This window comes from Arcicella sp. LKC2W, assembly GCF_034931005.1.
GTDB lineage: Bacteria > Bacteroidota > Bacteroidia > Cytophagales > Spirosomataceae > Arcicella.
On sequence record NZ_JAYGIN010000001.1, the window covers coordinates 170,565 to 185,041 of the forward strand.

12 protein-coding genes and 3 tRNA genes are annotated in these 14,477 nt (G+C 32.5%); 11 read left to right on the forward strand and 4 right to left on the reverse strand.

Annotated elements, in window-relative coordinates; all coding sequences use genetic code 11:
- The first annotated feature begins 81 nt into the window (after positions 1–81).
- The 11 genes from VB796_RS00695 to VB796_RS00745 all read left to right on the forward strand — a co-directional run bounded on the left by VB796_RS00695 (position 82) and on the right by VB796_RS00745 (position 9,696).
- Positions 82–169 (forward strand) — tRNA-Ser (locus VB796_RS00695).
- A gap of 53 nt (positions 170–222) precedes the next feature.
- Positions 223–296 (forward strand) — tRNA-Pro (locus tag VB796_RS00700).
- A 43-nt stretch (positions 297–339) separates the two neighbouring features.
- A tRNA-Arg gene (locus VB796_RS00705) sits at positions 340–413 on the forward strand.
- Positions 414–477: 64 nt separating this feature from the next.
- Positions 478–2,196 (forward strand): hypothetical protein, encoded by a 1,719-nt coding sequence (locus VB796_RS00710; protein WP_323344585.1) that lies wholly within the window; start codon positions 478–480, stop codon positions 2,194–2,196.
- Positions 2,197–2,240: 44 nt separating this feature from the next.
- A complete protein-coding gene (locus VB796_RS00715) occupies positions 2,241–3,581 on the forward strand; it encodes a hypothetical protein (protein WP_323344586.1) in 1,341 nt (446 codons plus the stop codon).
- A gap of 9 nt (positions 3,582–3,590) precedes the next feature.
- The gene (locus VB796_RS00720; RefSeq protein ID WP_323344587.1) at positions 3,591–4,736 is read left to right on the forward strand and encodes a glycosyltransferase; all 1,146 of its coding nucleotides are present in this window, start codon (positions 3,591–3,593) and stop codon (positions 4,734–4,736) included.
- 3 nt (positions 4,737–4,739) lie between these two features.
- A complete protein-coding gene (locus tag VB796_RS00725; RefSeq protein WP_323344588.1) occupies positions 4,740–5,783 on the forward strand; it encodes an acyltransferase in 1,044 nt (347 codons plus the stop codon).
- Positions 5,780–6,925, forward strand: a complete 1,146-nt coding sequence (locus VB796_RS00730; RefSeq protein WP_323344589.1) for a glycosyltransferase — start codon at positions 5,780–5,782, stop codon at positions 6,923–6,925. The genes VB796_RS00725 and VB796_RS00730 overlap by 4 nt, the downstream gene beginning before the upstream one ends.
- 27 nt (positions 6,926–6,952) lie before the next feature.
- Positions 6,953–7,858, forward strand: coding sequence for a glycosyltransferase family 2 protein (locus VB796_RS00735; RefSeq protein ID WP_323344590.1), 906 nt, complete (start codon positions 6,953–6,955; stop codon positions 7,856–7,858).
- Positions 7,855–8,409 (forward strand): WcaF family extracellular polysaccharide biosynthesis acetyltransferase, encoded by a 555-nt coding sequence (locus tag VB796_RS00740; protein ID WP_323344591.1) that lies wholly within the window; start codon positions 7,855–7,857, stop codon positions 8,407–8,409. Before VB796_RS00735 ends, VB796_RS00740 begins: the two co-directional genes overlap by 4 nt.
- Before the next feature lie 117 nt (positions 8,410–8,526).
- The gene (locus VB796_RS00745) at positions 8,527–9,696 is read left to right on the forward strand and encodes an MraY family glycosyltransferase (protein WP_323344592.1); all 1,170 of its coding nucleotides are present in this window, start codon (positions 8,527–8,529) and stop codon (positions 9,694–9,696) included.
- Between the two features lie 132 nt (positions 9,697–9,828).
- On the opposite strand, the gene VB796_RS00750 is transcribed toward VB796_RS00745, so the two are convergent.
- From VB796_RS00750 to VB796_RS00765, 4 genes are all read right to left on the reverse strand, one after another.
- On the reverse strand, positions 9,829–10,986 hold the full coding sequence (locus VB796_RS00750) for a PP2C family serine/threonine-protein phosphatase (RefSeq protein WP_323344593.1): 1,158 nt from the start codon (positions 10,984–10,986) through the stop codon (positions 9,829–9,831).
- A 168-nt stretch (positions 10,987–11,154) separates the two neighbouring features.
- The gene (locus VB796_RS00755) at positions 11,155–12,402 is read right to left on the reverse strand and encodes a glycosyltransferase family 1 protein (protein WP_323344594.1); all 1,248 of its coding nucleotides are present in this window, start codon (positions 12,400–12,402) and stop codon (positions 11,155–11,157) included.
- 23 nt (positions 12,403–12,425) lie between these two features.
- Positions 12,426–13,457, reverse strand: coding sequence for a glycosyltransferase family 9 protein (locus tag VB796_RS00760; protein ID WP_323344595.1), 1,032 nt, complete (start codon positions 13,455–13,457; stop codon positions 12,426–12,428).
- Between the two features lie 41 nt (positions 13,458–13,498).
- Positions 13,499–14,476, reverse strand: coding sequence for a glycosyl transferase (locus VB796_RS00765; RefSeq protein ID WP_323344596.1), 978 nt, complete (start codon positions 14,474–14,476; stop codon positions 13,499–13,501).
- Position 14,477: the final 1 nt, after the last annotated feature.

Below are 14,477 nucleotides of genomic sequence, written 5' to 3' on the forward strand. Positions count from 1 at the left end.
TTGCATCTTTAAAGAAAAACGCCGTACCTTTGCATCACCTAAACACAACGAGAGTATCGAAAGAGAAACTAAATGTGTTAAGGAGAGTTGCCTGAGAGGCCGAAAGGAGCCGTTTGCTAAACTGCCGTACCTCACAAGGGTACCGAGGGTTCGAATCCCTCACTCTCCGCATATTTGACAAAAGTAAGTTTCATTTTTCAATTATGTTTTCGGGTAAATTTTCGGGGTGTAGCGTAGCCCGGTATCGCGCTTGGTTTGGGACCAAGAGGTCGTAGGTTCGAATCCTGCCACCCCGACAAAATAGTTATCAAGCTTTTGATAACTATTTTATTTTGTGACGGTTCCGTAGCTCAGTTGGATAGAGCAACAGATTTCTAATCTGTGGGTCACAGGTTCGAATCCTGTCGGGATCACTTCAAGAAAAGCCTTCATACTTTATCGTGTGAAGGCTTTTTCTAATTTAAACCTCTTTAGCCCATGTATTCAATCCGTAATCTTTCAATTGTCTCCACAGGTATTTTATTTATACTTTTGATAATCAGTATTTTCTTCGGTATTGTATCACCTCCTCCTATTATTACTTACACAACTGATGAAAACTTCATCGGAGAATCGGGTATATTTCTCTTTTATGGTAATACACCGAGAGCTTTAGAATGGGCTGCTATTCCAAGTACATTTATTGCTTATTTTCTTTTTCTTGTTTGGACAGGAATTACCATAATCAGTCAACTCAAAAATATTCATGGATTACCAGATATTTTAACAATTATTGATAAAAATACTTTCCATTACATAAATCACAGAGAAGAATTTGTCATTTGGGAACGCTATATCCAAATACTTTTGGTGGGTTTTATTATTTTTAAAACAATCCAATTTATTATTCATTCTAACAGTAGCTCACTAAATAATCAAACTAAGTTTATGTTAACTTTGGTTTGTTTATGTGCAGATTTTCTTTGGTTATCTGTTCCCATTATCAGACCAGAGGCACTTTCTGCAAGCATTTTTCTGTATATCATTATACTGATTCTATTTACTAATAGATTAACTCCCAAGTTTGCTTTTTATATAATTTTTCTATTTTTCGTAGTTATTACCCAACGGTTAATATATCTATTTTTAAGTCCATTTGTTTTTATTAGTATTTTTATGATGCTGAAAAATGAAAAAATTGCGTTGAAAAGTTATATCAATCTTATTTTAATATCAGCCATAGCACTTTTTGGTCTAATGCCCTTTGTCGTTACTGATACGTTAGTGGTGATGAAATCATTTTTGGGTGGTGTGTTTATTAAAATTAACCATGACCCAATGGCAAGTTTTTTTAATATGACTTTTATAAACAGTTTTTTGAGTAAACCAATGAACATTTGCTTTTCAATCTTTGCAATTGTTGGGATTTGGTATTTCTATAAATTACATCAATCGAAAGTTTTAGTTTTATTATTTTTAGGGAATTTCTTCTTTTTTATGTTTTCTTCCCTCAAAGCCTCTCAACTTTATTCTTCTCACACTGTTCCGATGTCAATTATGGCGTTAGTGTTGATTGGTTATGGTTTAGGAAATATTATCAAACTTAATGCTGACTGGAAAATTGTTTTGGTGGCGTTACTTCTGTTATCTAATACAACATATTCTATATATCAGAATAATTTTGAGATTAAAACACAACAACAGAATCTTGCAGATGCTATTGCATGGATTAAAACTTTACCCAATAACGAAAAAATAGCTTGCGAACTTGATTTTGACGGATTAGTACCCAAAAACAAGAATTGTCTTCAAAGAGAATATGAACTTAATGCGAGTGATAATTATAGAATAAATAAACTAAATAGTTTACTCAAATTACCTCCGAATGATTCTATAAATAAGTTTTCATTGCCTATTGTGGCACAATCGTTTGCATTTGAGGACGAAAAATTGTTTGACACTCAATATCAAATTGCATTAAAATATTTTGATTCTGATTTATCTAAACGTTATGACGTTGACTTTTTCTTTGAGTCTAATAAAAATATGAGCCATTGTTTAGTTCAACAAACAGCTTTCAAAAACTTTGCAGATGGTAAATATCATTATCTAATTACGAAACAAAATCTGAGTGAATATTCTCCCCTAAAAGCATTTACGAAAAGCGGAGGAGATAGTTTTTGGGTCTATGAATTCAAACCTAAAAATATTCATTAATAACGATACATCTCTTTTTCTTAAATAGTTTGTAATTTTACATCATGAACTCATATTTCAACTTTAAATATAGCCGACAGTTTTTAGGGATTTTCATGGTTTTTATGGGAAGTCCTCTAATTTTCTTTTTCAAAGAAATTGCTGGTTTTGGTGGTGCATCAACATTCACAATTGGTAGTTTAGTCCTTGGGATGATATTAATGATTTCTCCTGACGATATTTTCAAAAAATTCTACAAGCCAAATCTGCCTCTTTTTCGGCTTGCATCGGTTTTTATAGCCGTTGCTCTCATCAATTTCTTTTTTGCAAATCCGTTCTATGGTTATGCGGCAAACAGATACGTTTTTATCCGTGATTTGGGGAATTATATGTTCATTTTTACCTTTTTCTTTTTACTTCTTGGGGTTTCAAATGACATAAAAGATTATGTTTTACCGATTGTAGTGTTCCTAACTTTTCTTGGAAGTGTTTGTTTGATTTACTCTATGGCTACCAATCCGTATTTTGTGATTGGTCAGAGGGCTTCAGTTGTTTTTGGAGATGGTTCAACAACAGCCAGTGGAAATCCACACGTATATGCTCGAAATGCTTTTGGAGGTGTATTTGCCTCCTATTTGATGCTAAGAAACAAAAACCTCTTATGGAAAATGTTTTCCTTAGCCAACATGGTATTATCAATCATTGTGTTGGTTTTGACACAAGCAAGGTCAATTTTATTAGCATTCTTTTTTACCGTTGCTATTTTTTGTTACTATAACGTATCACGAGAAACCGTTAAAAAAGTATTTGTAGGTATTTTTAAACCACAAAATATCTTTCTTATTGTCCTTTTATTTGCAGGATTTTCTTATTTTGTAAGTACACAAGCAAACTTGGTTTCTATTATTACGATGTACTATGATGCCGTTACAATAACCTTCACAAGAGCTATTTTAACTGCAACAGGCATGGCGGAAGATACTAAAAATATTGATTACTCAGCTATGGGACGAGTAAACAGCTTTGCCACATTTAAAAAAATATTCTTTGAAACACCCTGGCAATTGATACTTGGAAAAGGCTATCGTTTTTTATACATGGATATTCCATTATTAGAAACTTGGATTGACTGTGGCATTGTTGCATTTATTAGTTTTTCATTAATGAACTTGGTCATTTTTAAGGAGGCGTTGCGAGCAATAAAAGAAGGAACAAATCCATTAACTACCTTTTTAGGGTATTTCTATATGTGTTATTTCGTTGGACTTTTCACAGGAGGTGAACCCTATGGAACGCCATATTGGTTTATTTTTTGCGTAATGATTCGTTTTTTAGGCATCAAATACATTCAAAGAAATACACAATTTCTAAAAAAATACATCCCGCAGACTTCACCAGTAATGTAACCCATTTTTATGAAAATTTTAATTGTTCATAATCAACTATGGGCTCATTATAAGGCTATTATTTTCAATGAATTACAGAAAATAATAGCTCCACAAAAAGACAATGAACTTTTAGTTGTTCAAATTGCTACTATTGAGAAAAGCAGAGTTGATTTAGGCAGTTTAGACACCTCAATTCATCAATATCCATATCAACTTCTGCATGAAGGAACGCTCGAAGAAGTTGGTCTTTGGCAAAAAATCTCAGGTATTCATGGGGCAATTATTAAATTTAAGCCTGATGTTGTAAATCTGACGGGATATTACGATTTGGCATCATGGGCGATACTTTTATATTGCAAATTAAAAGGAATTAAAACCATTCTTTCTAATGAATCAACGGCTGGCGACCATGCCAGAGATAAATTTAAAGAAACAATAAAGTCATTTATCATCAAGCAATTTGATGGCTATTTTAATTTTGGTACGCTTTCTAAAAACTACCTTTTGGAATTGGGAGCAAAAGCTTCTAAAATGTTGGTAAATAGAAATTGCGTTGATAATGTTGCACTCAAAAATATTTACGATAAATACCGACTAAATAGAGAACCCAAACAACAAGTATTAGGAATAGCCTCTCATAATTTCATTTTTGTTGGCAGACTGATTGACTATAAAAACTTATTTAATTTCTTAGAAGCATTCGCTGAGGCACAGAAACAAATAACCACCGATTGGGGGGTAATTATTTTAGGGGATGGTGAACAGAAAGAAGACTTACGGCAATTTGTTCAAACCAAGCAAATTAAATATGTCAGTTTTCAGCGAGGAGTTTCTTGGCAACAAGTACCCGAATATTTAGCTTTAAGTGATGTTTTGGTACTACCAAGTTATTCAGAACCTTGGGGCTTGGTTGTTAACGAAGCAATGGCTTGCGGAATGCCTGTGTTAGTGTCTGAAAAATGCGGATGTGCCATTGATTTGGTCAAAAATGGCGTAAATGGTTATACATTTTCTCCTTATGAAAAAGACGAAATAAAGACCATTTTATTGAAATTCATGAGTCAAACCCAAAATTTACAAGAAATGGGTAAAGCTTCACAACAAATTATCCAAGAATATTCTCCTGAAAACGTGGCGAAAGAAATGTACGCAGGATATTTAGCCGTTTTATAATTGATGTCTTCAAAAAAAATCATAAATTCCATTCAGTTTTTAAGAGGTTTGGCAGCTTTAGCGGTGGTAATTCATCATACAGGTGGCTATGTAAAACGTTATTACGAACCACATTTACTTTTAGGAGACTATTTTAGTATTGGCTTCGCAGGGGTAGATTTATTCTTTGTAATAAGTGGTTTCATTATTCATTTTACCAGTAAAAACTACCTCAATAATCCCTCAAAAATAAAAGAGTATTTGAGTAAACGTTTTATCAGAGTTTATCCGATTTACTGGATAATTACAACGCTACTTTTTACATTGGGTTGGTTGATTACCAATGTCTTACACAAAAATGTCTTTAGTATCGGTTATCCGCACACATTCATTGCGTATCTACAAACTTATTTGTTATTTCCCTTGCATTTTGCTATAAATCCAGTTACTTGGACATTGAGCTATGAGATTTTCTTCTATGTTATTTTTGCTCTGTTAATCGTCTCTAAAAGACTCATTATCATACCATTATTAATCTTATTGGGTTCTTTTTATAATATATTTATCAGTCAATCAGGTAGTGAATTAACCTATTTCAATTTTATTTTTAGTGGCTATAATTTTGAATTTGCTTTAGGCTGTTTAATTTTTCAGTTTTATGAAAAAATACAACTTTCTAAGGCTTTGTCCTTAATTTTGCTTAGCGTTGCCATCTTTATAATCATTTATTTTGGGTACGACGTAAGCGATGTTGATTCATTTCAAAGAGTGTTAACTTTTGGTTTACCTTCTGGTTTAATATTACTGACACTACTCAATTTAGAAAAAAATGGCTTTATTTCATTTCCAAAGCTATTTTTAACACTTGGAGATTCTTCGTATGCACTTTATTTGATACATTTTCCGATGATGCTTTTAATGAATAAAATACCTCAAATGTTAGGTTATCAATTCACCGCAATTCAGGAAATAAATTATAGTTACTTTATCATTATTTCAATCGTCATTACCAGCATTTTCGTGCATAAATGGATTGAAAAACCAATTGCAAAGTTTATTTTAAAATGAAAATATTAAATATCTGTGGATATTCTTGGGATATTGGTGGCCCACCAAAAATCATTTATGACCATGCTGTTGTTCAAATGTCAATGGGTGCAGAAGTAACAATTCTCACACCGATTTCAGAAGGACAAAAGATTTATGCGATTCCAGACGGAGCGAAAGTAGTCACGTGTAAACGTCATTGGTTGGCTAAATTTTGGGCTGAATTTTCTCCCGAATTATATTCATGGATTAAACACCATGGTAACGAATACGACATTATTCATATTCATGGTGTTTGGCATTTTGCAGGAGTTGCACCGTATTTAGCAGGAATTACAACCGCAAAATGTATTACCACGCATGGTTTGCTCGACCGTTGGACAATCAGTAAAGGATATTGGAAAAAATATATATTTGGTTTATTGTTTCAGAAAAGTATTCTAAAGAAAACCGAGCTTATTCAAATCAATAATACCGATGAACAGGAAGATTTAAAGCGTTTCTTAGGTTATCAACACTCGAATGTTAAGATTATTCCCAATGGAATGAACTTGAGTAATTTTGCAAGATTACCCCAAAAAGGTATTTTTAGAGAAAAATTCAATTTGCCAACTGACAAGAAAATCATCCTGTTTTTAAGCAGAATTAATCTCAAAAAAGGATTAGATTTGCTTTTGCCAGCTTTCAAGTCGCTTGCCATTCAGCGAGAAGATTGTTTATTAGTAATGGCTGGTCCAGATGATGGTTACTTGACAGAAACCCAAAACTTTATCCTTGAAAATGCCCTACAAGACCGCATCAAATTAGTGGGAATGTTAACGGGAGACGATAAATTAGCAGCTTTTGCAGATGCAGACATTTTTGCTTTGCCTTCTCATTCGGAAGGGTTTTCAATAGCTACGCTCGAAGCCCTCATTTCAGGGATTCCTTCTCTCCTATCTGACCGAGTTGGTTTTGGAGAAGCTATAAAAGAAACAAATGCGGCACATTTAGTGACATTGAATCCAGAAAGTATCGTTGCAGGATTAAATAAAATGTTAGATGATGAAGAATATTGTCGGGCAATCGCTAAAAATGGAATTGCTTTGGTAAAGGATAGATATGACATTGAACTTGTTGCAAGACAACTTTACAATGAATTCGAGAAAATAGTTAAGAAGTAACATTTATAGCCCAATCAACAATTTATAATGCAAGATATTACAGTCATCATCTTAACATTCAACGAAGAAAAACATATTGAGAGATGTTTGAAATCTTTATTGACATTTACGGATAAAATTTTCATTGTTGATTCGGGTTCTACGGATAAAACAGTTGCTCTTGCAGAATCATTAGGAGCAAAAGTAACTCAAAATCAATGGATTAACTATGCAACTCAATTCAATCATGGCATCAAAAATAATCCATATCAAACAAAATGGCTCATGCGAATGGATGCAGATGAGTACGTTCTGCCCGAATTAGCACAAGAAATTAAGCAAAATCTTCATACAACTCCTTCCGAAATCAGTGGAATGTATATTAAAAGAAGAGTGATGTTTTTCGATAAATGGATTCGTCATGGTTCTTATTATCCAATGTGGTTGTTGAGAATTTGGAGAAATGGACAAGGTATTTGCGAAGAAAGCTGGATGGACGAACACATAAAATTGTTTGAAGGAAAAACAATCCAAATGGAAAACGATTTAGTTGACCATAACCTAAATAATCTCACTTGGTGGACGCAAAAGCATAATCTTTACGCAATTCGTGAAGTCATTGATTTATTGAATATCAAGTATAATTTCCGAGATTTTGAAGCTGTTGAACCAAAATTATTTGGTACGCAAGAACAAAGAAAACGGTATTTAAAAGTAAAATATGCTTCAGTTCCTTTATTTACCAGACCAGTTTTTTACTTTTTTTACCGATATATTTTTAGATTAGGTTTCTTAGACGGCAAACAGGGTTTGATGTGGCATTTCTTACAGGGCTTTTGGTATAGATTTTTAGTTGATGCGAAAATTTACGAAGTTTATCATCGAGTAGGCAGAGACAAACAAGCTATCAAAGATTTTTTCAAAACAGAATATGATAAAGATTTAGAAAAATGAAAATTGAAACTGATTTATCAAAATTCAATAATAGCTGGTATAATCCAGGTAACAAAGCCAAAATCCTACTCTGGTTTTTAGTAAATACTTTGATTTTAAATAATTACCTACCCATTCCAGTTTTTATAAAAGTTACTGTTTTAAGATTATTTGGGGCTAAAGTTGGGGATAATGTCATGATTAAACCCAAAGTAAACATCAAATATCCTTGGTTTTTAGAAATTGGTAATTACGTTTGGATTGGAGAACAAGTTTGGATAGATAATTTTGTAAAAGTGGTAATAGAAGACCATGCGTGTATCTCTCAAGGGGCGATGCTACTAACAGGAAACCACAATTATAAAAAAAGTACATTTGATTTAATGCCAGGAGAAATACACTTAGAAAAAGGAACTTGGATTGGTGCAAAATCAGTTGTTTGTGGTGGTGTTAAATGCCATTCTCATGCTGTTTTAGCCGTTAATTCAGTTACATCAAAAGATTTATTACCTTACAAAATATATCAAGGCAACCCTGCGAAAGAAATCAGAGACCGAGTAATTTCTGAGTAATACTTTTGGTAATTATTAGTATTCATCGTAAATTATGATACTTTTCGATTTTAACCTCCCGCATAAAATAGTTTGAATATAAAATTGTAAATTTTCAGCAAACTACCATTCATTTCAATGAGCAACTTTTTTTTGACTTTGTACAATGACAGACTTTTTCAGATAGTTCTATCTGCAATCGTAGCTTGTACAACCTCTATTACAGCAATTCCTGTAATTATTAAAATTTCCCGATTAAAAAACTTGATGGCTGACCCAGGGGAAAGAAGCTCACACATTACGAAAACACCCACTTTAGGCGGAGTAGCAATTTTTGCATCAACTTTAGTAAGTTATTTTTTGTGGGAAAACCCCGATGAAGGACAACTTATCCATTTATCTATCTCCGCACTTGTTATTTTATTCTTTTTGGGCGTAAAAGACGATATTTTAATTTTATCTCCTAAGAAAAAGATGATTGGACAAATTGGTGCTTCGGCTCTAATTGTAATATTTGCAGATTTACGAATAGAAAACTTATTTGGTATTTTTGGGATACATGAAATCCCCTATTTAATTAGCTTACCACTTACCGTTTTTATTTTCATTGCCCTCATCAATGCCATTAATTTAATTGATGGAATTGATGGTTTAGCTGGCGGAATAGGAATGATTTCGGGAGGTATGTTTGGGCTATGGTTTTACTTAAATGGACACTATGCTTTAGCTTGTTTGGCTTCATCTGTTGCTGGCTCATTGGTAGGTTTTTTGAGGTTTAATTACTCAAAGACTTCTAAAATATTCATGGGAGATACAGGCTCTTTGATTGTTGGTTTCTTGCTTACGATGTTTGCTTTGAAATTTATTCAATTAAATATTGAATACAGATTTAACCCAAATGCTTCATTTTCAGCACCAATACTTGCCATTGTAGTTTTAATTGTTCCAATTTTTGATACACTACGAGTATTTATTATTCGATTAAAAGATAAAAAATCTCCGTTTGTTGGCGACAGAAATCACCTGCATCATATCTTAATAGATAGTGGAATGAGCCATTTTCAAGCATCCGTTATTTTATGGACATTTACATTGATTTCAACAATATTATTCTTAACAATCAGTAAAACTACCGACAACACAACATCGCTTTATATTCTTTTCTCATTATTTGCCGTTTATATGTGGATTTCTCATATTCTCAAAAAGAACATTGCAAACCGCAAAGAAGAAGCGTTAAAGAATGACTCAGAAGCAACTGATAATCAGAATAAAATACCTTCTCAAAAGGAATTAGCCACTTCATAATTGGTTTTATTAGGTTAGTCGTAAAATCTAAAGCTAACATTCCTTTCTATCCATCTTTCAATATTGAAACTGTTTAAAATACAAAAAGCCTCTAAAATTAAATTTTAGAGGCTTTTTTGTGGATAAATCTTCTTAATTTTTTCCTAATTTTTTAGCACTTTCTCGAATTTTTTGTTCAATTCTTGATAATACTTTCTCACTATTTTTAAGCTTCTCGGCTGCTGCGGTATTGCCGCTACTCAAAGTACCTTCTAAATCAGCTTTTATTGTCATCCATTTTTCTTTCTGTTGTAGTAGAGCATTATAATTTTGCTCTTCTTTAGCAGGGTCAAACGAAGTGCTATTTGTAGAAGATTTTGTTGAAAATGAACTTTCTGATGCTTCAGTCTTTTTAGATGATGGCTTGTTTGAACTTGATTTTAAATCATTTTTGGAAGTCGAACCATTATCTATGATAGAAGGTTTTGTCGTTTCAAAGTCCGATTTCTGTTCTTTAACAGGGGCATTTGTAAAGTCATCTTTTTGTTCTGGAGTTACTACGTCGGTTTTTTCAGTCTCAAACTCTTTTGTAATAACTTCATTAGCTTTTGCTAATTCAATGGAGTCTTTATTGATAAAATTAACAGTATCTTCTAAAACAACATTGCTTTTACCAAAACCTAACATTTTACCAAAATCCACCTTATTATTTTGTAATAACCAATAAATACCAGCACCCATTGCGAACAACAAGATTGGCAATATAAACCAAATAGGTTTAATTTTAGAGGAAGATTTATCTGATTTTTTAGTATCAACTATCGGAGTTGGTGTAATAACTTTTTGGTGATTAATCACCTCCATTACCACAATATTATGCGTATTTTCTCCCGATAAAGCATTGACATTAGCAATTTTCAAAAGGTTTTGACAACCAACTTCCGATCCATTACTTTCTTGTAATATTTCATCAATTTCATTATCAGACAAATTTTGACGTAACGAATCGCTACAAATCAATAATTTATCCCCTTCATCTAAACTAAAACTAATGATTTCTAATTTGGAAGGACGTGCTAAAAATTGCAATTTTTGACCTTTTCTACTCAAATAACAGTGAGTATCACTAATCCAATTCATCAAAGAAGTATCACCTAACTCCCAAGAAACTTGAAGTTCATTGTCAGGATTTGCCTCCTTAGCTATTTTGGTACCGAACTGATAAATCTGTAAAATAGAATCTCGTAATGCTCGATAAGTTGCCTCCGAATCGTTCGGATTGAGGGCATTTTCCAGTGAATTTGTATCCATTTGTAAGGAAAACTGTTTATGCCCAGATAGGCGGTGTCTGGGTGTGTTATATGTTCTACTTTAATGTTTTACAAAAAATATGCCGAATTTTCGACTTAAATCATTTTGTACTATTTTGAGTTAATAAAGGCTTAATTTATAAGACATTAACAAAAAATATATTCTAATTTATCCTATTTTCTGATAAATTTGAAAGTTCTCATTAACGTACTTTTGCCAAGAAAACAAGCCCGCTCTTGAAATTGATTTAGTTTTCAAAGACTCTCTTAAGTCCGTTTTTTGAAATAAATCAATCATGGCTTGTGAAATAGAGTCTCTGTCGGTGGGAGCTAACAAAATTCCAGCATCACCGATTACTTCAGGTAAGGAAGTCGTATTTGAAGAAATAACGGGTGTACCGCATTGCATTGCTTCAAGAGGTGGCAAACCAAAACCTTCACAAAACGACATATAAACAAAACCTAAGGCACCAGAATAAAGGGCAGCGAGGTCTTCGTCGGGAACATAACCCGTTACAATAATCTTATCTTTAATGGTTGGAGATACCTTGATAGCTTCAAATATTTTATCAAAATCCCAACCTTTAGTTCCAACTAAAACTAATTGCAAATCTTCTATTTTTTCCTGAGTAACTAATTCGGCAAAACTTTTGATAACGGTATCAATATTTTTTCGAGGTTCAAGCGTCGAAATACTCAGAAAGTACGGTTTTGAAGTCGAAATTGCATACTTTGCAAGCGTATAATTAATTACCTCTTGATTGAATACAGGATAAAATAAGGAAGATGAAGCAGCCAATGGAGATACAAAAACTTGTTCTTCTGACATTCCTGTTATTTCCAACAAATCGACTTTGGTTGCTTCTGAAACACAAACGGCAAAATTATCTTTTTGTATAGACTTTACAATTTTGTGAACAACATTTTCAGTTTGATTCTCAAAATATTGAGGGTATTTAATCGGAATTAAATCATGAATTGTAATTAATTTGGAAATTCTTTTCTTCTGCTGAACTTGTTCTGGAATCGGGAAATAAGGAGAATGATAAATTGCGGAACTATCTAAAAGCGAATCTTGAAATACCGCATCATGCGAATTCAATTTGTATAATATTCGCTTTATAATTTTTTGAGGAATTGAATTCAAAGAAAAAATTGAAAGCAAGCTATTCTCAAACTTTGCTTTTGAAACCTGAGATTGATTATTGGCAAATTCAAAGTTTGGAGAAGTAAGATTATCTTCAAAATATCGTAATGTCGCAGGTAAATCAAGTGTATCTGCATAATAAAGCGTCAGTTCCTCAGAAATTTCTGGCAATAAGATTGCTAAATTTTCTACCACTCTAAATATTCCTGTACGGGCTTTGGGATAATAAAATCCTTGCCCCAACAAGGATACATCTAAAATTGCTTTCATTAATTATTAAGTTACCTTTTTGCTTATAAAACCGCTGATTCTACTTGTTCAGAAATCACATTCCAAACTTCTTTATAATCAAGTTCTGAACATGGTTGTCCTTCTTTTACGATAAATTTTGCATTAGTCTTTTCCTCATAATCACCTGAATAAGGCATATAATGGTTGAAATCTCCTAATTTACCAAATAATAAAAAGCCATAAGTACCAACTGCATTGGCAAAATGAGCAGGCCCACTATCAATGCCTATAAAGAAGTTAGCCCTTTTAATTACTTCCGCCGTTTCAAGCAATGATAATTTTCCACACAGATTGGTATAGCCATTTTGACTAACATTTAGGGTGCTTTTTAAGCCAATTTCAATAACTGAATAATCAAAATTTGCTAATAAATCCTGTGCTAATTTTTCCCAATAATATACTTGCCAATCCTTAGGAGAATAGTTTGAGTGACAATGCATTACAATAAACTTTTGTGGCAATTTCAGTTTATCAACGGCAGTAATCACAGACTGTGGAATATAAATTTTGGGAACTTCTTTCAAAACGGGCAAGCCTCCAACTTTTGCAAAAACCTCCAGAATATTTCCGTGATTAAAGTAGTTATCTGTTAAAATATTTAAGGAAACTGCTTGCGGATTTTGTAAAGTTGTTCGTAAATAATTGTAGCGACGCAGCCCCGAAAGATGGCAATTGTGAAAAACATCAAAAGGGTGTTTTTTAATCAAAAGCATCGAATAAAACACACTAAACTCCTCCACAACTACATCAACATTTGGATTAAAATCTAATAATTCACGATAGGGTTTTCGTACAATCCAATAAATTCTTGAGTTAGGATATTTTTTCTTTAATTCTCGAGTAATCGGCTCACAAGCTACAATATCGCCAAAATGCTCTGCTAAAAGTACACCGATTAATTGTTGATTGGGATTAAATAATTTATAGAATTTTATGTGTAAATAATCATATAACCAATAATACACAGACAATAATATGTCGGCGTATTTATGATATCGATATTTCCAAATTTCAATAAAACGTTTAGGTGTCATAGATACAAAAGGTAAATAATAATAATAAATCAGTGTGTTTTTTAAGCAACAAATTGAAGAATTTTCTTGAATGGGTATTTCAATGCTTTCCGTACTCTTAAATATCTTTTTATTTTAGCAGGTTTTATATAAAAACATGGAATTTTAATATAATAATCATTAAAATTATCCTTCAATTGCTGGGCATAATATTCAAAAAGTGGAACAATATCGGGTCTATTTTCAAAAGAAGAACGATTTTGATATTTTGAAACTTCAGTTGGTTTATTTAAACCATATCCACTATAATGAAAAAATATCAAGGGTACATCATTAATAAAATATTTCCCCTGATTGACAGTAACTTTTCTTTCGTGTAAATTCCAATACGCTACATTATAACCTGCGTATTTATCCACTAAAGTTACTTCTTTGAAGAAAATTGGCACGAAAATCATCCAATGTTGATCTACAAAAAGTCCGTTACAAAGGTCAATCACACAATCTTTTTTCAGTCTTTCCATCCACCAATCAGTCATTAGATAGCTTTGTTCACTTCGCCCAACTGCTACAAACCCTAAATTATATAAACCTGTATTCAAATGGTCTATTTCTCGAGTATCAAATTTATCCGTAATTGGAGATGTAATATGTGGTGTTAAAACAATGCTGTGTTTTTCAAGATTATCCTTTAGTGGCTTCAAATCATCAAAAACGATAATATCTGGGTCAAAATAAATAACGTTTTTAATATCGGGTCTATTCTTGAAAAAATAATCAAAATAGAAAGGCTTTACTGCTGTATTTAGTTCAGTAATATCATAATGTTCGCACATTTCATCTAAACAATTGATATTAATTTTATCAATTTCTAATAACTGAAATGGGGGAATTTTATCTGCATCCAAGTTCACTTTATCAAGTCTATCTACTAAACCAATCACAAATTCTACATCTGGGTTAGTACGTTGAAGCGACTGCCCCAAAGTTTGAGCTTGGGCTAAATAATTAATGGAGCAAATAGTGAAGGCTAAGGTCATT

Coding starts and splice junctions, on each gene's coding strand:
- VB796_RS00760 (WP_323344595.1), bottom strand. CDS start 13,457: ATGACACCTAAACGTTTTATTGAAATTTGGAAATATCGATATCATAAA.
- VB796_RS00750 (WP_323344593.1), bottom strand. CDS start 10,986: ATGGATACAAATTCACTGGAAAATGCCCTCAATCCGAACGATTCGGAG.
- VB796_RS00720 (WP_323344587.1), top strand. CDS start 3,591: ATGAAAATTTTAATTGTTCATAATCAACTATGGGCTCATTATAAGGCT.
- VB796_RS00715 (WP_323344586.1), top strand. CDS start 2,241: ATGAACTCATATTTCAACTTTAAATATAGCCGACAGTTTTTAGGGATT.
- VB796_RS00710 (WP_323344585.1), top strand. CDS start 478: ATGTATTCAATCCGTAATCTTTCAATTGTCTCCACAGGTATTTTATTT.
- VB796_RS00740 (WP_323344591.1), top strand. CDS start 7,855: ATGAAAATTGAAACTGATTTATCAAAATTCAATAATAGCTGGTATAAT.
- VB796_RS00730 (WP_323344589.1), top strand. CDS start 5,780: ATGAAAATATTAAATATCTGTGGATATTCTTGGGATATTGGTGGCCCA.
- VB796_RS00725 (WP_323344588.1), top strand. CDS start 4,740: ATGTCTTCAAAAAAAATCATAAATTCCATTCAGTTTTTAAGAGGTTTG.
- VB796_RS00755 (WP_323344594.1), bottom strand. CDS start 12,402: ATGAAAGCAATTTTAGATGTATCCTTGTTGGGGCAAGGATTTTATTAT.
- VB796_RS00745 (WP_323344592.1), top strand. CDS start 8,527: ATGAGCAACTTTTTTTTGACTTTGTACAATGACAGACTTTTTCAGATA.
- VB796_RS00735 (WP_323344590.1), top strand. CDS start 6,953: ATGCAAGATATTACAGTCATCATCTTAACATTCAACGAAGAAAAACAT.
- VB796_RS00765 (WP_323344596.1), bottom strand. CDS start 14,476: ATGACCTTAGCCTTCACTATTTGCTCCATTAATTATTTAGCCCAAGCT.